Genomic DNA, 19,756 nt, shown 5'->3' with positions numbered 1-19,756 from the left:
CCGTGTGACGGCGACGACATCACCCGGCCGACCCACAGGCGGTTCCGTCGAGAATGGGACTCCGCCCCGAGGAGACCATGATCGACGCCCCGCATCCCCCGCCCCGCGCGCGGCGGTCACGCACCGCTGCCCGGTGGCTCGCCGTGGCCGGCATCGTCCTGTCTCTCATCGTGGCGTGCGGCTGGATCCCCGGCCTCGTCGGCACCGCGGTCGCTGCGATCCTCCCGTGGCTCGGCCTCGTCCTCGTCGTGATGGTGCTGGTCGCGCTGATCCGTGCTCCGCGAGTTCTCGTCCTGCTCCTGGTCCCCGCACTCCTGTGGGTCCTCGCCATGATGCCGGCGTTCCCCGGGCTCCCCGGCGCGGCGGACGCGGAGTCGGCTGCCGCATCCGAGCTGACCGTGGTGAGTCAGAACGTGCGGGCGCGATCCGGTGGAGCCGCCGCCTCCGCCGCCGAGCTCGCGCAGAGCGGCGCCGACGTGATCGCCCTTGTCGAGCTCGACGGAGACAGCCTCTCCGCTGCGCAGGAGGAACTCGCAGCGGAGTATCCGCACTCGTACACCGTGGGGACCGTCGGCGTCTGGAGCAGATATCCTCTCGCCGACGCCGAGCCCCTCACGCTCGGGCTCAGCTGGAAACGGGCGCTGCGCGTCGAGGTGCAGGCTCCCTCCACCCCCGTCGCCGTCTACGTGCTGCACGCGGCATCGGTACGACCAGGGCACCAGCACGACCGCGACACCATGCTGGGCGGCATCGCGGAAGCGGTCGCGGCCGACCCGGCGGAGTCGCTGATCGTCGTCGGCGACTTCAACGCGCCGTCGACCGACCCGAATCTGGCCGCCCTGCGTGCGGAGACCGACTGGGTGCGCCCGACCGACGGAAGCCTGGGCTTCACGTGGCCCGTCGCCTTCCCGCTCGTCCGCATCGACCAGGTGTTCGTGCGCGGACTCGGCGTCGTCACGTCGAGCACGATGCGCGCCGGCAACAGCGATCATCTGGCCACCGTCACCCGAACTCGATCCCCGATCGGTTCGTAACCTGCCGCCGAGGGGTGTCCGACCAGGCGAGAATGGGAACATGGACTGGCAGACGACCTCCGAGGACACGGTGCCGTCTGCACCCGTGACGGAAGCCGATGTCAGGCTGCTCCGCGCACGCCCGCCGGCGACCGGCGCCTGGCGCGACGGCGACCCCGTGGGAGGCCGTCGCTTCGCCGCCTTCGGCCCCTTCGCCACCGAGAGCGGCAGGGAGCTCCCCGGCATACGCATCGCCTACGAATCCTGGGGTGAGCTGAACTCGGCGCGCGACAATGCCGTCCTCGTGCTGCACGCTCTCACCGGCGACAGCCATGTGCGCGGCGCTGCGGGCGCAGGACACCCCACCGCGGGCTGGTGGGAGGACGTCACGGGCCCCGGCGCTCCGCTCGACACCGACCGCTGGTTCGTGATCGCGCCGAACATGCTGGGCGGATGCCAGGGATCCACCGGGCCGGCGAGCATCGCCCCCGACGGCTACGAATGGGCGTCGCGCTTCCCGTACCTGACGATCCGCGACCAGGTCGCCGCTCAGGTGCGCCTCGCCGATGCGCTCGGCATCGACAGCTGGGCGGCGGTGATCGGCGGTTCCATGGGAGGGATGCACGCCCTCGAATGGGCGGCCACGCACCCCGAACGCGTGCAGCGCCTCGCTGTGCTCTCTTCTCCGCCGGTGACGACCGCCGACCAGATCGCGCTCAACACCGTGCAGCTGGAGACCATCCGGATGGATCCGCGGTTCCAGGGCGGCGAGTACTACGACCTCGCGGACGGCGACGGTCCGCACCGGGGCCTGGCCCTCGCCCGGCGCATGGCCCTGCTGAACTACCGCAGTCCGATCGAGCTCAATCAGCGGTTCCAGCGCTCCTGGCAGTCCGGCGTGTCACCACTCGGTCACGGAGGGCGCTTCGCCGTGGAGTCATACCTCGACTTCCACGGCAACAAGTTCACACGCCGCTTCGACGCGAACAGCTACATCACGCTGGTCGAGGCCATGAACTCGCATGACCTCGGTCGCGGTCGAGGGGGCGTCGAAGAGGCACTGCACGCCATCACCGCCACCACGTTGGTGCTCGGGATCGACAGCGACCGCCTCTTCCCGGTGGACGGGCAGCAGCGCATCGCCCGCAGCATCCCGAACGTCATCGGCGACGAGGCAGTGGTCATCACGAGCGACTTCGGACACGACGGCTTCCTCATCGAGACCGACGCTGTCGGCTCGAATCTGCGGCGCCTGCTCGACAGCTGAGCCGTCCGCTCAGCTGTCAGACGTGCTCGCCACGAATCGCCACGGCAGCGAACCCGCCTCGAGACGCCCCTGCTCCCAGGCGAAGGCCCGACCGGCATCGGAGTCGAGCACCCGGGTCTGGAACAGCTGGGCCGCACCGCCGGAGGAGAGCGCCGAGGTCAGATCGCGGAACGCCGAGAGCTGATGCAGGGTGATCCAGGTGGGCGGGTACAGGCTCCATTCCCCCGCCGCATGCCGCGCGAGAGCCTCTGCAGGGCGCACCCACGCCACCTCCTCGACCTCATCGGCGGAGGGCGTGGCCTCGTCGATCGGTGCCTGCGCGAGGAAGAACCAGGTCCGGATGCGCGTCGGCGCCTCGAGCGGCGGCTGCCACTCCGACAGCACGATGAGATCTGCGACCGTGAGGCCGACCTCCTCCGCGGTCTCCCTGATGGCGGCGTACCGCGCATCGTCGACCTCGTCGCCCCCGCGGATGTCGCCGGGCTCGACCTTGCCCCCGGGGAAGACCCACGCGCCCGCGAACGAGCCCCGATCGGGGCGGCGCATCAGCAGCACCTCGAATCCCGGGTCCGCCTCACGCAACAGGACCACGGTCCCGGCGACGGGCAGGGGGGCGTCGGGGGTGCTCACCCCGTCACTCTACGATGCGGCCGATGACGATGCGTCGGACGACGTCGCGGCGGGCCCCACCGCCGCCGGGCGACGCCCTTCGACGCGATAGGACAGCAGGGCGATCAGGAGGCCGGCGACGGCGAGCGCCGCCCCCGTCCATGCCGGTGCCGTGAAGCCCCAGCCGGCAGCGATCACGACGCCGCCGAGGAAGGCGCCCAGACTGTTGCCGATGTTGAGCGCGGAGTGGTTCATGGCCGCAGCGATCGACTGGTTGTCACCGGCCACATCCATGAGGCGGGTCTGGATCGTCGGACTCAGCACGGACGAGACGAACCCGACCACGAGCACCACGACCGCCAGGCTGACGATCCAGAACGACAAGAACGCGAGCAGAGCGAACACGACGGCCATCGCGGCGAGACCGAAGAGCAGCGTGCGGCGCAGATCGATGTCGGCGAGGTGACCGCCGACCAGGTTTCCCGCCGTCATCCCGAGGCCCATCAGCACGAGCACGATCGGCACGACCCACTCCGGCGAACCGGACACCTCGGTCACCAGCGGGGCGATGTAGCTGTAGACCGCGAAGAACCCGCCGAACCCGATCGCGCCGACGCCCAGAGTGAACCAGACCTGCGGGATCCGGAAGACACGCAGCTCCTGTCGCATCGTGCGGCCCGGATCTCCCGGATGCTCCGGCACGAACAGCGCGATGCACAGTGTGGCGAGTGCGAACACGACGGCAACGACAGCGAAGGCCGCGCGCCAGCCCCACTGCTGTCCGAGGAAGGTGCCCAGCGGCACGCCGACCACGTTCGCGACCGTGAGCCCGGTGAGGATGAAGGCCACGCCCTTGGCGCGGTTTCCCGGTCCCATCACATCGGCGGCGACGAGCGCTCCGATACCGAAGTAGGCGCCGTGCGGAAGTCCGGCGAGGAAGCGCGATGCGGCCACGAGCTCGAAGGAGGGCAGGACCACGGTGAGGGCGTTGAAGACCGTGAGGGCGAGGGCCAGCACGATCATCACCCGATGCCGCGGGTATCTCGCGACGAAACCGGCGATGGTCGGGGCGCCGACCACCACACCCAGCGCGTACAGCGAGATGAGCCACCCTGCTTGGCTGAGCGCGTCTTCCTGGCTGGTCGCCCAGAGCGAAGGCAGCAGGTCGGCGGCGATGTTGGGCAGCAGGCCCATGACCACGAACTCGGTCATGCCGATTCCGAAGCTGCCTATGGCGAGAGAGAGGAGCGCCCACTTCGCCGCACCCCTCGATCCAGTCGAGGGATTCACCGGAACAGCTTACCGGCCCTCGGGCACTCGGCTCGTCTGCCCCCTGTCGTCGAGCGTCATGAAGACATCCACGTCGTCCTCGGAATCGACGACGAACCCGTGGCGCTCGTACAGCCCGCGGGCTGGACTGCCCCGGAGTACGTTGAGCCGATACCTGCCCGGACCGTCGAGCACGGTCGTGAGCACTCGCCCCCCGATTCCGCGGCCCTGGTGCGAGGGAGCGATGTAGAAGTGCTCCAGCCAGAGCGAACCGCCGTCCGGGCGGAGGGCGACCGAGCCGACGTCGACGGAGTCCACGACGATGATCCGGGTCTGGCCAGGCTCGAACGCATCCCGGAAGCGCTGCCGGACGCGGACCTCGTCATACCGTCCGAGCCGCTCAAGATCAGCTCTGAGCACCTCGGCCCGCAGTTCCGCAATCCATTCGGCATCTTCGGCGAGCGCCGCTCGAAGGGCGATGGGCGTCTCCTGGCGGACGTCAGTCATCCGCGCGCTCGACGCCCGCCTCTTCGGAGCCTGCCTCCGTGATGGCCGCCTCGAGGCGCTCGATCTTCGCGTCGAGCTCGCCGGAGTACCCGGGACGGATGTCGGCCTTCAGCACGAGCGAGACCCGCGACCCGAACGGCATGACGGCCTCGGTCGCACGCTTCACGACGTCCATGACGGTGTCCCAGTCCGGGCCCTCGATCTCGGTGAACATGCTGGTGGTGCGGTGCGCAAGACCCGATTCCCGCACCACGCGCACGGCAGCGGCCACCGCATCGTGCACCGATGCATCGGTGCGCTCGGCACCCTCGGCCGGGGTTCCGCTCGGGGCGACGGAGAAGGCGATCAACATGGTTTCACTCCAGGGTTTTCGGTGGGCGGACGGGTACGCGAAGCAGAGCACGGATGCCCAGCACGAGCAGGACGACGAGAAGCACGTTCCGCACCGTGAGGACGGCGACGGAAAGGGTATCGGCTCGCAGCAGTGCGTCGTAGCCGATCGGGTAGACGAGACAGGTGAGCAGGCAGAGGGCGAGCACGACGACGGCGGGCACACGTGCCCTGACGCGGTCGAGCACGAGCCACAGGATCATCGGCGCGATCAGCCAGGTCTGGAACTGCGGGGAACCCACCTTGTTGGTGACGATCAACAGCGTCACCAGTGTCAGGGCGAGCGGAGGGAACAGCCGGGGGAAGCTGGCGCCCCTCATGGCCTTGAACGCGCCGACAGCGGCGACCGCGAGCACGCACACCGCCATCACAGGGGTGAGCACGGCTGCGACGGCCTCGACGCCCGGGGCCGTGATCTGGAAGGTCAGAATCTCGAAGCTGTACTCGATACGGGCGGCCCCGGCGACGACGAGCCAGAGGAACGGTGTGGCAGCGACCGCTTCGATCTGCAGCCCTCGTCCCGTCTGCTCGGTCAGGAAGCCGAGGATCTCGGAGTCCGCGCCGAGCAGGAGCAGCGCCGCGATGACTCCGGCCGTGACGACCAGCGCGGAGATCAGCACGCGTACGCGGGCTCGGAGCGCGATGACGGCGGCGAGCACGAGCGCGCCGGGCCAGATCTTGATCCAGGCGCCGACCGTGAGGAGGGCGGCGCCGACGGCAGGGCGCTTCACGAGCCAGAGCCCGCCGATCACGGCGATCGGCACCGTGATCGCATCGATCCGATAGAGCGCGATCGGTCCGAGCAGGAGCAGCGCCGCACACCAGAACCACGCGGCCACGCGGCGCGGGCGCGAGGGCGAGCGACCGACGAGCACTCCGAACGCCACCGCATCGAGGATCACGACGAGCGCCGCCCACCCGATCAGGTAGGCGCCGGACACCCCGAGCAGCGACACGAGCGGTGCCGCGAGCATCTTGGCCGCAAGCATCGGCAGGAGCGCGAACTGCGGATAGACCCAGGTCTCGGTCACGCCGACGATCGGACCCCCGACGAGCGCCGATGCCGCCCACGGCTCGTAGACGAGGACCACGTCGCCCATCGGCTGACTGGGGTAGATCCAGCCCGCCCAGGCGGTGAGCAGGTGCACGAGAAGAAAGACGCACCACAGCGCGGCCACCCGCATCGATGGTCGGCTCACGCGAGGACGTCCGCGATCGCGTCGGGCAGCGCCGCAGCGACGTCCATGGCGACGATCGGATGCCCCGTCCCGCCGTCACTCATCCCGGCGGCCACCCGCCCCGCATGCCCGTGTATCCACGCCCCCGCAGCGGCGACCTCGGCGATCGGGCTGCCCTGGTTCGCCGCGAGCACCGTACCCAGCACCCCGGCGAGCACATCGCCCGTGCCCGCGGTCGCCAGCCATCCGGTTCCCGCGTCGACGGCGATGACGTCCCCTTCCGGAGACGCGATCAGCGTGCGGGCGCCCTTGAGCAGCACGGTGCCCCCGAGCCTGTCCGCTGTCCGCCGCGCCGCAGACACGCGATCCTCCCCCGCCCCGGGGACGCCGAGCCGCTCCTGCAACCGGGCGAACTCCCGCGCGTGCGGGGTCACGAGGAACCGAGCGCGCGCCTTCTCGGCGAGATCGAGTGCGCCCGCGTCGATCACCACTGCCGCGTCACCCGCGACGATCTCCTCGAGAGCGGCCTGTTCCGCGTCGTCCCGGTCTGTGGGATCCGTTCCCGAGCCGATCACCCAGGCGTCGATCCGCGACCGTCCGACATCCGCCCCCGCGACCGTCTCCGGACGCCGCGCGAGAACGGCATCGGCCATCCGCTCTGCTCCCACGTAGCGGACGAACCCCGCGCCCGTGCGCCACGCGGCCTCCACGCCGAGCACCGCGGCGCCGGGATACGCGGGCGACCCGGTGCGGAGGGCCACCACGCCTCGGGCGTACTTGTCATCGTCCGCGGTCGGCACCCGGAACAACCGCGCCGTGTCCTCCCGCGTCCACTCACGCACCTCGACCATGACTCCACGTTAGTGCGACGACCCTCGGGTCGCCTCCGCGGCGGTAGCGTCGAACGGTGAGTCTTCTCTTCTCCCCGCTGACCATCCGTTCCGTCCAACTCCGCAACCGCCTGTGGGTGTCGCCGATGTGCATGTACAGCGCCGTCGATGGTGTGGCTCAGGAGTGGCATCACACGCATCTCGCCCAGTTCGCCTCCGGCGGGGCCGGGCTCATCATCGCCGAGGCGACCGCGGTGCTGCCCGATGGGCGGATCTCGCCGCGTGACCTCGGGTTGTGGAACGACGAGCAGCGCGACGCGCTCGCCCCGATCGTCCAGGCGATCCACGACCGGGGCTCGCACGCGGGCATCCAGCTCGCCCACGCCGGGCGGAAGGCGTCGACGTGGTGGCCCTGGGCTCCCGAGCGGGGATCCGTGCCGTCCGCGGACGGCGGATGGACCACGTCCGGGCCCTCCGCCGTCGCCTATGAGGGCTTCGACACCCCGATCGCCCTCGACGTGGACGGCATCGACCGCGTGGTCGACGCGTTCGCCGCCGCGGCGCATCGGGCGGTCGCGGCGGGCTTCGATGTGCTGGAGATCCACGGAGCCCACGGCTACCTCCTCCATCAGTTCCTCTCCCCGCTGTCCAACCTCCGTGCAGACGAGTACGGCGGCCCGCTCGAGAACCGCGCACGCCTGCTGCTCCGCGTGATCGATGCCGTGCGCAGCGCCGCCGGCCCCGAGGTGCCGCTGTTCGTCCGCATCTCCGCCACCGACCACGCGGAGGGCGGCTTCACATCGGAGGAGGCGGAGATCGTCGGCGACTGGGCGGCGCAGCACGGCGCTGATCTGATCGATGTGTCCAGCGGCGGCCTCGTCGCACACCAGCGCATCAGCGTGTTCCCCGGGTACCAGGTCCCCCTCGCTGAGGGCGTGCGCCAGGGCGGTCGGATCCCCGTCTCCGCGGTGGGCCTCATCACGGCGGCCGCTCAGGCGGAACAGGTGCTCGCCGATGGTGCGGCCGATGCGATCTTCGCCGGACGAGAGTGGCTGCGCGACCCGCACTTCGCCCTCCGCGCAGCGCACGAGCTCGACGCCGAGGTCTCCTGGCCGCCGCAGTACGAGCGCGCCCGCCCGCGCTGAGCACCGAACGACGAAGGCCGCCGACCCGTAGACGGATCGGCGGCCTTCGTCGTTCGAGTGGACGATCAGCGTGCGCGGAAGCGTCGTGTCGCGTCCTGCACCTCTCCGACCAGTTCTTCCAGGATGTCCTCGAGGAACAGGACAGCGGTGGTGTTCCCCTCCGCGTCCCGCACCTTGGCCAGGTGTCGGCCCGCCCGACGCATGACCGCGAGAGCGTCCTCCAGATCGGTGTTCTCCTGCACGGGCACCATGTGGTGGATGCGCTTGGCCGGGACCGGCTGGACCATCTTGGTCTCGGCATCCGGACCTTCGGACGCCCGCAGGATGTCCTTCAGATGCACGTAGCCGATCGGCACAGACGCCTCGTCGACGATCACATAGCGCGAGAATCCGTAGCGGGCGACGGCCTTCTCGATGTCGTCCGGCGTGGCCGACTGCGGAAGCGTCACCAGATCGCTCAGCGGCACCGCGACGTCCCTGGCCTTCTTGTCGGTGAACTCGACGGCGGCGGCGACCGTACCCGCCGTGTCCATGAGCACGCCCTCGCGACGCGACTGGCTGACGATGGTCGCGACCTCTTCGAGCGTGAACGTCGACGCGGCCTCGTTCTTCGGCTCGACGCGGAAGAGCCGCAGCACGCCGTTCGCCGCCGCGTTCAGCACCCAGATCACCGGCATGAACACCTTCGACACCCAGACCAGCGGCGGGGCGAGGATCAGCACGGCGCGGTCCGGCACCGAGAAGGCGAGGTTCTTCGGCACCATCTCACCGAACACCACGTGCAGGAACGAGACGACCAGCAGCGCGACCGTGAACGACACCGCATCGACGGCACCGTCCGGCCATCCGAGCGCGTGCAGCGGCACCGACAGCAGGTGGTGGATCGCCGGCTCGGACACGTTGAGGATCAGCAGCGAGCAGATCGTGATGCCGAGTTGCGACGTCGCGAGCATGAGCGTGGCGTGCTCCATCGCGTACAAGGCCGTCTTCGCGGCGCGCGACCCCTGATCGGCGCGCGGTTCGATCTGCGATCTTCTGGCCGAGATCACGGCGAACTCTCCACCGACGAAGAACGCGTTCGCCACCAGGAGCACGACGAGCCAGGCGAGTCCTCCCCAGTCGCTCATCGGGTCACCTCCTCATCGACGGCGAGCGGTCTCGGCACGTAGCGCAACCGATCGACACGTCGGCCGTCCATGCGGACCACCTGGAGCGTGCCGGTCTCGAGCTCGACCTCGTCGCCGACCGACGGAACACGTTCGAGCACGCTCATGACGTAACCGCCGACCGTGTCGTAGACATCGCCCTCCGGAACCTCCACGCCCGCGCGACTGCGCAGCTCGTCCGGGCGGAGCTCGCCGGGGAAGGTGATCCCCTCACGGTTGCGGATGACCCCGGCCCTGGTGCGGTCGTGCTCGTCGGCGACCTCGCCCACGAGTTCCTCCACCAGGTCCTCCAGGGTCACGAGACCGGCCGTGCCGCCGTACTCGTCGACGACGACGGCCAGCTGGTAGCCGCGTGCCCGCAGCTCGGCGATCAGCGCGTCGACATGCACGGTCTCCGGCACCCGGAGCGGCTCCGTCGCCAGCGCGCCGGCAGGAACCTCGGCTCGACGTTCGCGGGGCACGGAGATGGCCGCCTTGAGGTGGACCACCCCGGTGATGTCATCCAGGTCGTCGTCGTACACGGGGAACCGGCTGTGCCCGGTACGTCGGGCGAGCTGGATCACGTCGTCGGCGGAGTCACCGGCGGCGATCGCATGCATGCTCGGACGGGCTGTCATCACATCGGCGGCGGTCAGCCTCGCGAAGGTGAGCGTGCGGTCGAGCAGCGTCGCGGTGTCGGCTTCCAGCAGACCGGCACTGGCGGAACGGCGCACGAGAGAGGAGAGCTCCTCTGCGCTCCGCGCCCCCGAGAGCTCTTCCTTCGGCTCGATGCCCATGCTGCGCAGCACGCCGTTCGCACTCCCGTTGAGCACCACGACGGCCGGCTTGAACACGGTCGTGAAGGCGATCTGGAACGGGACGACGAGCTTCGCGGTGGCCAGGGGCAGCGCGAGGGCGAAGTTCTTGGGGACGAGCTCGCCCAGGATCATCGAGAGCACCGTCGCCACGAGCATCGCCACGATCGTCGCGATCGGGGTGACAGCCGCCTCCGGGATGCTCCAGGCGATGAACGTCGGGCGCAGCAGGTTCGACAGCGCCGGTTCCATCGTGTATCCGGTGAGCAGCGTGGTCAGCGTGATGCCGAGCTGTGCCGCGGAGAGATGGGTCGACGTGTGCTTGAGAGCGCTGATCGTGAGCGAGAGCCGCGACTCGCCTCTCGCCTGCCTGGCCTCGAGTTCCGCGCGATCGAGGTTCACGAGGGCGAACTCGCTCGCGACGAAGAGGCCGGTGCCGACCGTGAGCAGGAGCCCCACGCCCAACATGATGTAGTCCATCAGAGGTTCCTCTCCGGTGAGAGAGGCGGACAGTGGGGCGATGTTCTACAACTGGGAGGGTCGTCCATTATGCCGACGATTGTACCCAACGCGACCGTGTGCGCGCTCGCGGATCACCAGCTGACCGGAAGAGCCTTGCCCTCCTCGTAGCCCGCCGCCGACTGCAGACCGACGACCGCGCGGTCATGGAACTCCGGCACGGACGACGCTCCGGCGTAGGTGAACGAGGAACGCACGCCGGAGGTGATCATGTCGAGCAGATCCTCGACACCGGGCCGGAGCGGGTCGAGGTAGATCTTCGACGAGGAGATCCCCTCCGCGAACAGTTCCTTGCGAGCGCGCTCGTAAGCGTCGAGACGGCCGAAGCGCGCCTGGACGGCCTTGGTCGATGCCATGCCCCACGACTCCTTGAACAGGCGCCCTTCGGCGTCGCGCTGCAGCTCGCCCGGAGCTTCGATCGTCCCCGCGAACCACGAGCCGACCATGACCGAGGCCGCGCCTGCAGCGAGCGCCAGCGCGACATCGCGCGGGTAGCGCACTCCCCCGTCGGCCCAGACGTGGGCGCCGAGCTCCCGCGCCGCCTGCGCCGTCTCGAGCACAGCGGAGAACTGCGGGCGGCCGACCGCGGTCATCATGCGGGTGGTGCACATCGCGCCGGGGCCGACGCCGACCTTGAGGATCGCCGCACCGGCATCGACCAGGTCGGCGACGCCGTCCGCGGTGACGATGTTGCCCGCGACGACGGGAAGACCGAGGTCGAGCTCGGCGACGGCACGCAGGGCGCGCAGCATCCCTTCCTGGTGTCCATGGGCGGTGTCCACCACCAGCACGTCGACCCCCGCGGCGGCGAGAGCCTTGGCCTTGGCCGCGACATCGCCGTTGATGCCGACCGCAGCGGCCACCGCGAGGCGCCCGTCGGCGTCGACCGCCGGACGGTACAGCGTCGAGCGCAGCGCGCTGCGAGCGCTCAGCGTGCCGACGAGGTGCCCGTGGTGCACGACGGTCACCATCTCGACGCCCGCGTCGGTGATGACGTCGAACGCGTGCCGCTCCGAGCCGATGTCGTCCGCATCGATCGACGGCGTGCCGCGATGCACCAGATCGCCCAGCTGCGCATCGGGGAGCGCCGTCGCCAGCCTGGTCGCAGGGAGGATGCCGAGGATCCGGTCGACGTCGATGGGGGCAGCGCCACGGGCGACGACGATGCCGTGACCGCTGGTCGCCGGCAGCAGGCGGAGCGCATCAGCAGCCGAGGCTTCCGGGGGCAGCACGATCGGCGTGTCCCAGAGCACGGGCTGCGACTTCACCTCGCGGATGGCGGCATCGAGTTCCTGCAGAGGGAGATCCTGGGGCAGCACACCGAGGGCGCCACGCCGCGCGAGCACCGCGGCGATGCGCGGCCCCGTCACGGAGTTCATGTTGGCGGCGACCAGCGGCAGTGTCGCCGGCGTGCCGTCCTGCGGCGCCAGATCCACCTGGAGACGGCTGGTGACCGCGGATCTGCGGGGCACCAGGAACACGTCGGAGTAGGTCAGATCGACGGTCGGCTGCGCTCCAGAGAACTTCATGGTTCCACGGTACCCAGATCGCGACGCGGTGGGCGCTCGGCTTCGACGATTCCCCAAGGGAAACACGTTAGGCTTGTTGGTCGAGAGTGTGCGGGCCCGAACGCATCCTGCGTCGACGTCCGCACCAGAGAGCTTCAGCGATGAAAGAGGGCGATCGAGAGTGTCGAACCAGGTGACCGGCGTCAACGGCGACGGGGGGTTCGGAGCCAATTCCTGGCTCGTTGAAGAGCTCTACGAGCAGTTCAAGGTGAACCGCGACTCCGTCGACAAGGAGTGGTGGCCCATCCTGGAGAAGTACCACTCCGAAGCGGCGTCCGCTGCTCCCGCGGCAGCGTCCGACACGCAGGCCCCGGCGACGCACCCCGTCACTGCGCCGATCCCCGTGATCGGCTCGCAGCCGGTGGCTCGCACCACGGCCAAGCCGGCCGCAGCCGCCCCGATCCCCGCGCAGGCCCCGAAGCCCGCCGCGAAGTCGGAGTCCAAGGAGGCTCCCGCTCCCGCTGAAGAGGACAAGGTCACGCCGCTGCGTGGTCTGCCCAAGACCCTCGCCGCGAACATGGACGAGTCGCTCACCGTGCCGACCGCCACGAGTGTCCGCACCGTGCCGGCGAAGCTAATGATCGACAACCGCATCGTCATCAACAACCACATGGCTCGCACCCGCGGCGGCAAGGTCAGCTTCACGCACCTGATCGGCTGGGCGCTCATCCGCACCCTCGACGAGTTCCGCAGCCAGAACGTGTTCTACGCAGAGGTCGACGGCAAGCCCTCCGTGGTCGCACCGGCGCACGTCAACCTCGGCATCGCGATCGACCTGCCCAAGCCCGACGGCACGCGCGCCCTCATGGTGCCCAGCATCAAGCGCGCCGACACGCTGACCTTCACCGAGTACCTCTCCGCGTACGAAGACCTGGTCACGCGTGCACGCGGCAACAAGCTGACCGCCGCCGACTTCCAGGGCACGACGGTGTCGCTCACCAACCCCGGCGGAATCGGCACCGTGCACTCGGTCCCGCGTCTGATGAAGGGCCAGGGCTGCATCATCGGCGCCGGCGCCCTCGAGTACCCCGCCGAGTTCCAGGGCGCGAGCGAGAAGACGCTCAACGAACTCGCGATCGGCAAGACGATCACGCTCACGAGCACCTACGACCACCGCGTCATCCAGGGAGCCGGCTCCGGCGAGTTCCTGAAGAAGGTGCACGAGCTGCTCATCGGCCAGCGCGGCTTCTACGACGACATCTTCGCGGCGCTCCGCATCCCGTACGCACCGATCCGGTGGAACCCCGACATCGCGGTCGACCTCGCCGAGCGCGTCGACAAGCAGTCCCGCGTGCAGGAGCTCATCAACTCCTTCCGCGTGCGCGGTCACCTCATGGCCGACATCGACCCGCTCGAGTACGTGCAGCGCTCGCACCCCGACCTGGAGATCGAGAGCCACGGGCTCACCTTCTGGGACCTCGACCGTGAGTTCGTCACCGGCGGTTTCGGCGGCCGCCGCGTCGCGAAGCTCCGCGACATCCTCGGCGTGCTGCGCGACTCGTACTGCCGCACGCTCGGCATCGAGTACATGCACATCCAGGACCCGGAGCAGCGCCGCTGGTTCCAGGAGAAGGTCGAGGTCAAGTACCAGAAGCCCGGCCACGACGAGCAGCTGCGGGTCCTCCGCAAGCTCAACGAGGCCGAGGCGTTCGAGACCTTCCTCCAGACCAAGTTCGTCGGCCAGAAGCGCTTCTCGCTCGAAGGCGGCGAGTCGCTGATCCCTCTCCTCGACGAGATCCTGCAGGGCGCGGCCACGGCCGGGCTCGAAGGAGCCGCGATCGGCATGGCGCACCGTGGCCGCCTGAACGTGCTCACCAACATCGCCGGAAAGACCTACGGTCAGGTCTTCCGCGAGTTCGAGGGTACGCAGACGCCGGGCAACCAGCGCGGCTCCGGTGACGTGAAGTACCACCTCGGGACCGAGGGCACCTTCGTCGCCGATGACGAGTCGGAGCTTCCCGTCTACCTCGCCGCCAACCCCTCGCACCTCGAGACGGTCGACGGCGTGCTGGAAGGAATCGTCCGCGCCAAGCAGGACCGCAAGCCGATCGGCACGTTCGCGTGGCTGCCCATCCTCGTGCACGGTGACGCCGCGTTCGCCGGGCAGGGCGTCGTGGTCGAGACCCTGCAGATGTCTCAGCTGCGCGGCTACCGCACCGGCGGCACGATCCACGTCGTCGTCAACAACCAGGTCGGTTTCACCACCACTCCGAACGACGGTCGCACCTCGATCTACTCGACCGACGTGGCCAAGACCATCCAGGCCCCGGTCTTCCACGTGAACGGCGACGACCCGGAGGCGGTCATCCACGTCGCGCAGCTCGCCTTCGAGTACCGCGAGCGCTTCCACCGCGATGTCGTGATCGACCTTGTCTGCTACCGCCGACGCGGTCACAACGAGGGAGACGACCCCTCGATGACGCAGCCGCTGATGACCGACCTCATCCAGGCGAAGCGCTCGGTCCGCCGCCTGTACACCGAGTCGCTCGTCGGCCGCGGTGACATCACCGAGCAGGAGTACGACGAGGCCAAGGCCGACTTCCAGAACCGACTGGAGATCGCCTTCGCAGAGACGCACGCGGCCGAGACCGGTGCCCTCCCCGTCGCCCCCGAGACTCCGCCGGTCGAGGACCAGGTGGGCGCACCGGAGGTCACCGGCGTGCCGAGCGAGGTCATCCAGATGATCGGCGACGCGTTCGTGAACAAGCCGGAGGGCTTCACGGTGCACCCGAAGATCCAGCAGCTGCTGGAGAAGCGTCTCGACATGAGCCGCAACGGGTCCATCGACTGGGGCTTCGGCGAACTGCTCGCGTTCGGCTCGCTCCTCGTGGAGGGCACTCCGGTCCGTCTGGCGGGGCAGGACGCACGACGCGGCACGTTCGTGCAGCGTCACGCGACCCTGCACGACCGCGCCAACGGCCAGGAATGGCTGCCCCTGTCGAACCTCTCCGATGCGCAGGGACGCTTCTTCGTCTACGACTCGCTGCTGAGCGAGTACGCCGCTCTCGGCTTCGAGTACGGCTACTCGGTCGAAGCCCCCGAGGCGCTCGTCCTCTGGGAGGCGCAGTTCGGCGACTTCGTCAACGGCGCCCAGTCCGTCATCGACGAGTACATCTCGGCAGCCGAGCAGAAGTGGGGGCAGCAGTCCAGCGTGACCCTGCTCCTCCCCCACGGCTACGAGGGTCAGGGACCGGACCACTCCTCGGCACGCATCGAGCGCTTCCTGCAGATGTGCGCGCAGGACAACATGATCGTGTCGCGTCCGTCGACGCCGGCCTCGTACTTCCACCTGCTGCGTCGCCAGGCCTACGCCCGTCCGCGCAAGCCGCTGATCGTCTTCACGCCGAAGGCGATGCTGCGTCTGCGTGGAGCGACCAGTCCTGTCGAGGCATTCACGCAGGGCCGGTTCGAGCCGGTGCTCGACGACGACCGCGGCCTCGACCGCACGGCCGTCAAGCGCGTGCTCGTGCACTCGGGCAAGGTGCACTGGGACCTCCGGGCCGAGCTCGAGAAGAACCCGAACCCCGAGATCGCTCTGGTCCGGCTCGAGCAGCTGTACCCGACTCCGATCGACGGCCTCAAGGCCATCACCGACTCCTACCCGAACGCCGAGCTGGTGTGGGTGCAGGAGGAGCCGGAGAACCAGGGCGCGTGGCCTTTCCTCGCGCTCGCGTTCGCCGACGTGCCGGGAGACCGTTCGTTCCGTCCGGTCTCGCGCCCGGCTTCGGCCTCGCCGGCGACAGGATCCTCGAAGGTCCACGCGGCCGAGCAGGCTGCGCTGATCAAGGCAGCCGTCACCCTCGGCTGACTCTCCGTACAGAGAAGGGGCGCCGCGACTCAGGTCGCGGCGCCCCTTCTCGTTGCCAGCGGCAGACCGTCAGCTCTCACCCCGCGGCGGTGGCCATCCGCGCGAGACGCCGGTCCGTGCCGAGGTGTCTCCGAGCTCTGTCCAGCGCTGCTCGATCCGCACCGGCGGCTGCCAGCACCAGCAGCGCCGCGCCCAGCACCGGCGGAGCATCCACGATCTCCAGACGCGCCGCCGGAGCATGTTCCTCCAGACCCGCGCGGATGGTCGCAAGCAAAAGCGGATCCCTCCCTCTGGCCACACCGCCCCCGAAGAGCACCGGCAACTCGACATCTCCGAGGTCGAGCCTGGCAACGCACGCGCGCACGAAAGCGACGACTTCCTCGGCCTGACGTCGCACCACTGTTCGAGCCACGTCATCGCCGGCGGCCGCGGCTTCGAACAGCAACGGAGCCAATGCCGCGAAGCCCTGATCCGCACGCCGACCCAGATGCACGTCTTCGATGAGCGAGGCGACCGTCGATGCTCCCGTGGCTCGCAGGAGCAGCGGTACGAGGGCCGTCTGCGGTCCGCGGCCGTCCTCGGCGCGGGCGGCATGCCAGACGACGGCGTCGTCCAGCTCCGCACCCCCACCCCAGTCCCCGGACAAAGGGCCCAGCGCGGGGAACCGCACGGTGGCGCCATCGGAGCGGACGCCGATCGCATTCATCCCGGTACCGCAGATGACGGCGATCGCATCCTCCGCGTCGCTGCCCGCGCGGAGGAGCGCGTGCAGGTCGTTCTCCACGACGGCCGACCGCGCCCAGGAAAGGGGGGAGATGGCTTCGCGGAACGTCGCGATCTCCTCGGCGAGATCGAGTCCGGACAGGTACAGTCCCACGGAGGAGAGCTCACCCGCGTCATGGCTGCCGAGCGCGCGTCGCACGAGATCGTCGATGACGGCCACGGACTTCTCCAAGCCGTCGATCTGCGGGCTCGACCCGGGGCCACGCTCCCACGTGAGGACGTCACCGGCGTCGTCGAGGAGGACGACATCGGTCTTGGAACCACCTCCGTCGACGGCGAGGACCAGTGCGGCTCTTCCCGGCACGGTCACGCCCACTCCAGGAATCGACCGTTTGCGGCCAGCAGGAGATCGGTCAGCTTCTCCGCGCGTTCGTGCTGAAGAACGAGAGGGTGGGCACGCATCGCGCGGAGCACGCGGTCACGACCGCCGTCGACAGCAGCCTCCAGCGCCAGACGCTCGTATCCTGCCACCGCGCTGATCAGACCACTGATGTCGTCGGGGAGGACTGCGACAGGCTCGGCTGCGAACCGGCCGTCGATGTAGCGGGCCGGCACCTCGATCACGTGGTCGTCAGGGAGGAAGGGCAGCACGCCGTCGTTGCGCAGATTGACGACGCGCGGTTGGTCGGTACCTCCGCGAATGGCGATCAGCAGCTCGATCGCCGCCTCCGAATAGAACGCTCCCCCGCGCTTCTCCAGGATCTCCGGTTTGGTGTCCACGCGCGGATCCGCGTAGAGCCCGAGGAGCTCGTTCTCGATCGCGCGCACCTCGGCGGCCCTTGTCGCGTTGTGGCGCTGCTCGTGCAGCACCTCGTCGTGCGCGTAGTAGTAGCGCAGGTAGTACGACGGGATCACTCCGAGCTGAGCGAGAAGCGCGGGCGCGAGTTCGACCGTGTCCGCCAGGTCGCCGACGTTGTCCTCGAGCGCCTGCGGGAGCCTGTCGACGCCGTCCACGAAGACGCCGCGCTCCCATGTGAGGTGGTTGAGCCCCACGTGGGCGAGCGTCACTCGATCGGGTTCCACGCCCGCCTCGGCGGCGAATCTCCGTTGGAAGCCGATCGCGACGTTGCAGAGACCGACCGCACGATGCCCCTGCTGCAGGAGTGCGCGGGTGACGATCCCCACCGGATTCGTGAAGTCCACGATCCAGGCGTCCGGCTTGGCGTGCTGCCGCACGACATCGGCGATCCGGAGCACGACGGGAACCGTTCGCAGCGCCTTCGCGAGTCCCCCGGGGCCCGTCGTCTCCTGGCCGATGCAATCGACCTCGTGCGGCCAGCTCTCATCCTGCTCCCTGGCGTCCTGTCCGCCGACGCGCAACTGGATGAGGACGGCGTCCGCATCCGTGACGCCCCGCGCCAGATCATCGGTCGTGACGAGCCGCGCGGGATGCCCTCCCCGGGCCAGCATGCGTCGTGACACAGCGCCGACGAGCTCCAGACGGGTCGGATCCGTGTCGATGAGCACCAGCTCCTCGATGGGCAGTTCGCGCTGCAGACGGATGAATCCGTCGATCAGCTCCGGGGTGTACGTCGATCCTCCGCCGACGATGGCGAGCTTCATCTGGTCTCCTTGTTCTGATGGCCGTCCGCCCGCCGAGGGGCGTCAGTCTGTGGGGATGCGTTCTTCCAGGACGGTGCGGATCTGCTCGACGAGCAGTCGACGCGCGCCGACGAGGACGGCACTCTCGCCCGCACCGCTGACGCGCACCTCCGGAACGGGCCTCTCGTCGTTGGCGGCACGCTCCGCGACCAACGCGGCGAGGCGGCTGCCTCCGGCAAGGCCGGTGGGTCCGCCCAGCACGATCATGGCGGGGTCGAGCACGACCAGGACCGGTTCGATCGTGAGGGCGATGCGCTCGGCCACCGTCTGCAGAACCTGCTCGTCGTCGGCGAGGGCTCGGATCCCGTCCGCGTAGCCGTGCTCCCCACCGCCCAGGAGGTCGAGGATGATCTGCGAACCGAGCAGGTCTGTGGTCACGGCTCCGGGCTCACCGGTTCCGGCCGACACCGTGAGGTAGCCGATCTCTCCTGCGCTTCCGTGTGCGCCGCGATGGATCGTGCCCCCCAGATCCACGCCGACGCCGAGGCCGACGCCGACCCAGAGGAAGGCGAAGCTGTCGACGTCCTGCGCCACACCCTCCGAGCGCTCCGCCATCGTGGCGAGGTTGACGTCGTTCTCCAGAGTCACCGAGACCCCGAGCTCTGCTTCGATTCGCGCCCGCGCGCCGAAGGCGGGCCAGCCCGGCAGCGAGTCGGTCAGGGAGAGTGTGTCCTGCCCACGGCTGACCGCAGCCTGCACCGCGACCGTGACCGTCTCGACGGTTCTGCGATCCGCACCGGCCGCAGCGCAGGCGGCATCGATGGCGCGGGAGATGTCGCGCTCGGGCGAACGTTCCTCGCCCTGCACCGGGAGGTCGACGATCGGGTAGGTCGACCCCGCGGCGTCGACGAGCACGGCTTGGATGCTGCCGTCGAGCATGTTCACCGCGACGCCGGCGACCCGGTCGGTTCGCACACCCCAGCTGACCGCGCTCGGACCGCGGCTCCCGGCCACCTCGCCGACCGGGAGCACCAGTTCCGCACGCTCGAGCCGGGCGATCATCTGGGTCGCCGTCGGCTTCGACATCCCCGACAGCTCGCCCAGGCGGGTCCGTGTCAGCGGGCCGTGTTCGAGGATCAGCCGGAACGCCTCGCGGTCGTTCCTGGTGCGCAACCAGGCGGAGGTTCCCGGGTCGATCTGTGACATGTGTCTCTTCCTTCCGAGCGGCCTGTTCAGTTGAGGCCGAGTTCGGTGCGGACCTCGTCGCGGAGGCGGCCGAGGTTGTCGGGCTCGGGTGCTGCGCCGAGGAGTGTCTTGGTGTACTCGTGCTGCGGGTTCAGGATGACCTCGTCCGCGGGGCCACGCTCG

16 protein-coding genes and 1 pseudogene are annotated in these 19,756 nt (G+C 69.5%); 4 read left to right on the top strand and 13 right to left on the bottom strand.

Annotation, left to right across the window (positions count from 1 at the left end; all coding sequences use genetic code 11):
• The first annotated feature begins 77 nt into the window (after window positions 1-77).
• Complete coding sequence (locus tag RN51_RS15485; protein WP_197073270.1) at window positions 78-1,034, top strand: endonuclease/exonuclease/phosphatase family protein; 957 nt, start codon at window positions 78-80, stop codon at window positions 1,032-1,034.
• A gap of 40 nt (window positions 1,035-1,074) precedes the next feature.
• A complete protein-coding gene (gene metX, locus RN51_RS15480) occupies window positions 1,075-2,280 on the top strand; it encodes a homoserine O-acetyltransferase MetX (protein ID WP_045264952.1) in 1,206 nt (401 codons plus the stop codon).
• A 9-nt stretch (window positions 2,281-2,289) separates the two neighbouring features.
• On the opposite strand, the gene RN51_RS15475 is transcribed toward metX, so the two are convergent.
• Genes RN51_RS15475 through RN51_RS15450 form a run of 6 tightly spaced genes read right to left on the bottom strand, consistent with a single transcriptional unit; the run spans window position 2,290 to window position 7,084 of the window.
• A complete protein-coding gene (locus RN51_RS15475) occupies window positions 2,290-2,910 on the bottom strand; it encodes an NUDIX hydrolase (RefSeq protein WP_045264951.1) in 621 nt (206 codons plus the stop codon).
• A 9-nt stretch (window positions 2,911-2,919) separates the two neighbouring features.
• The gene (locus tag RN51_RS15470; RefSeq protein ID WP_045264950.1) at window positions 2,920-4,179 is read right to left on the bottom strand and encodes an MFS transporter; all 1,260 of its coding nucleotides are present in this window, start codon (window positions 4,177-4,179) and stop codon (window positions 2,920-2,922) included.
• 9 nt (window positions 4,180-4,188) lie between these two features.
• On the bottom strand, window positions 4,189-4,665 hold the full coding sequence (locus tag RN51_RS15465; protein WP_045264949.1) for a GNAT family N-acetyltransferase: 477 nt from the start codon (window positions 4,663-4,665) through the stop codon (window positions 4,189-4,191).
• Window positions 4,658-5,017, bottom strand: coding sequence for a thiamine-binding protein (locus RN51_RS15460; protein WP_045264948.1), 360 nt, complete (start codon window positions 5,015-5,017; stop codon window positions 4,658-4,660). The genes RN51_RS15465 and RN51_RS15460 overlap by 8 nt, the downstream gene beginning before the upstream one ends.
• Before the next feature lie 4 nt (window positions 5,018-5,021).
• Complete coding sequence (locus RN51_RS15455; RefSeq protein WP_231579321.1) at window positions 5,022-6,254, bottom strand: hypothetical protein; 1,233 nt, start codon at window positions 6,252-6,254, stop codon at window positions 5,022-5,024.
• On the bottom strand, window positions 6,251-7,084 hold the full coding sequence (locus tag RN51_RS15450; protein WP_045264946.1) for an NAD(P)H-hydrate dehydratase: 834 nt from the start codon (window positions 7,082-7,084) through the stop codon (window positions 6,251-6,253). The genes RN51_RS15455 and RN51_RS15450 overlap by 4 nt, the downstream gene beginning before the upstream one ends.
• A gap of 56 nt (window positions 7,085-7,140) precedes the next feature.
• Between RN51_RS15450 and RN51_RS15445 the strand changes: the two genes are divergently transcribed.
• Window positions 7,141-8,208, top strand: a complete 1,068-nt coding sequence (locus tag RN51_RS15445) for an NADH:flavin oxidoreductase/NADH oxidase (protein WP_045264945.1) — start codon at window positions 7,141-7,143, stop codon at window positions 8,206-8,208.
• 65 nt (window positions 8,209-8,273) lie between these two features.
• On the opposite strand, the gene RN51_RS15440 is transcribed toward RN51_RS15445, so the two are convergent.
• The 3 genes from RN51_RS15440 to RN51_RS15430 form a co-directional block, all read right to left on the bottom strand.
• Window positions 8,274-9,335, bottom strand: a complete 1,062-nt coding sequence (locus tag RN51_RS15440; protein ID WP_045264944.1) for a hemolysin family protein — start codon at window positions 9,333-9,335, stop codon at window positions 8,274-8,276.
• Window positions 9,332-10,648 (bottom strand): hemolysin family protein, encoded by a 1,317-nt coding sequence (locus RN51_RS15435; RefSeq protein ID WP_045264943.1) that lies wholly within the window; start codon window positions 10,646-10,648, stop codon window positions 9,332-9,334. The genes RN51_RS15440 and RN51_RS15435 overlap by 4 nt, the downstream gene beginning before the upstream one ends.
• Before the next feature lie 113 nt (window positions 10,649-10,761).
• A complete protein-coding gene (locus tag RN51_RS15430; RefSeq protein ID WP_045264942.1) occupies window positions 10,762-12,216 on the bottom strand; it encodes a GuaB1 family IMP dehydrogenase-related protein in 1,455 nt (484 codons plus the stop codon).
• 160 nt (window positions 12,217-12,376) lie between these two features.
• On the opposite strand from RN51_RS15430, the gene RN51_RS15425 reads away from it, so the two are divergent.
• Window positions 12,377-16,063, top strand: coding sequence for a multifunctional oxoglutarate decarboxylase/oxoglutarate dehydrogenase thiamine pyrophosphate-binding subunit/dihydrolipoyllysine-residue succinyltransferase subunit (locus RN51_RS15425; RefSeq protein ID WP_045264941.1), 3,687 nt, complete (start codon window positions 12,377-12,379; stop codon window positions 16,061-16,063).
• A gap of 76 nt (window positions 16,064-16,139) precedes the next feature.
• Here the strand turns inward: RN51_RS15425 and RN51_RS15420 are convergent, their stop codons facing one another.
• The 4 genes and pseudogenes from RN51_RS15420 to RN51_RS18470 form a co-directional block, all read right to left on the bottom strand.
• A complete protein-coding gene (locus RN51_RS15420) occupies window positions 16,140-17,156 on the bottom strand; it encodes an N-acetylglucosamine kinase (protein ID WP_231579320.1) in 1,017 nt (338 codons plus the stop codon).
• Complete coding sequence (locus RN51_RS15415; RefSeq protein WP_045264939.1) at window positions 17,153-18,409, bottom strand: 6-phospho-beta-glucosidase; 1,257 nt, start codon at window positions 18,407-18,409, stop codon at window positions 17,153-17,155. Before RN51_RS15415 ends, RN51_RS15420 begins: the two co-directional genes overlap by 4 nt.
• A 42-nt stretch (window positions 18,410-18,451) precedes the next feature.
• Window positions 18,452-19,594, bottom strand: a complete 1,143-nt coding sequence (locus tag RN51_RS15410) for an ROK family transcriptional regulator (RefSeq protein WP_045264938.1) — start codon at window positions 19,592-19,594, stop codon at window positions 18,452-18,454.
• Window positions 19,595-19,620: 26 nt separating this feature from the next.
• Window positions 19,621-19,756: pseudogene (locus RN51_RS18470) on the bottom strand (ABC transporter ATP-binding protein); the annotation flags it as partial.

Source organism: Microbacterium oxydans, assembly GCF_000956405.1.
In the GTDB taxonomy this organism is placed as follows: Bacteria; Actinomycetota; Actinomycetes; order Actinomycetales; family Microbacteriaceae; genus Microbacterium; species Microbacterium oxydans_C.
The sequence above is the reverse complement of the archived record's forward strand: the minus strand, read 5'-3'. Positions and strand labels throughout refer to the sequence as shown.

Bases quoted from the DNA above. Each gene is read 5' to 3' on its own strand.
- RN51_RS15465 (WP_045264949.1), bottom strand. From the start codon at position 4,665: ATGACTGACGTCCGCCAGGAGACGCCCATCGCCCTTCGAGCGGCGCTC.
- RN51_RS15440 (WP_045264944.1), bottom strand. From the start codon at position 9,335: ATGAGCGACTGGGGAGGACTCGCCTGGCTCGTCGTGCTCCTGGTGGCG.
- RN51_RS15435 (WP_045264943.1), bottom strand. From the start codon at position 10,648: ATGGACTACATCATGTTGGGCGTGGGGCTCCTGCTCACGGTCGGCACC.
- RN51_RS15485 (WP_197073270.1), top strand. From the start codon at position 78: ATGATCGACGCCCCGCATCCCCCGCCCCGCGCGCGGCGGTCACGCACC.
- RN51_RS15460 (WP_045264948.1), bottom strand. From the start codon at position 5,017: ATGTTGATCGCCTTCTCCGTCGCCCCGAGCGGAACCCCGGCCGAGGGT.
- metX (WP_045264952.1), top strand. From the start codon at position 1,075: ATGGACTGGCAGACGACCTCCGAGGACACGGTGCCGTCTGCACCCGTG.
- RN51_RS15415 (WP_045264939.1), bottom strand. From the start codon at position 18,409: ATGAAGCTCGCCATCGTCGGCGGAGGATCGACGTACACCCCGGAGCTG.
- RN51_RS15410 (WP_045264938.1), bottom strand. From the start codon at position 19,594: ATGTCACAGATCGACCCGGGAACCTCCGCCTGGTTGCGCACCAGGAAC.
- RN51_RS15450 (WP_045264946.1), bottom strand. From the start codon at position 7,084: ATGGTCGAGGTGCGTGAGTGGACGCGGGAGGACACGGCGCGGTTGTTC.
- RN51_RS15430 (WP_045264942.1), bottom strand. From the start codon at position 12,216: ATGAAGTTCTCTGGAGCGCAGCCGACCGTCGATCTGACCTACTCCGAC.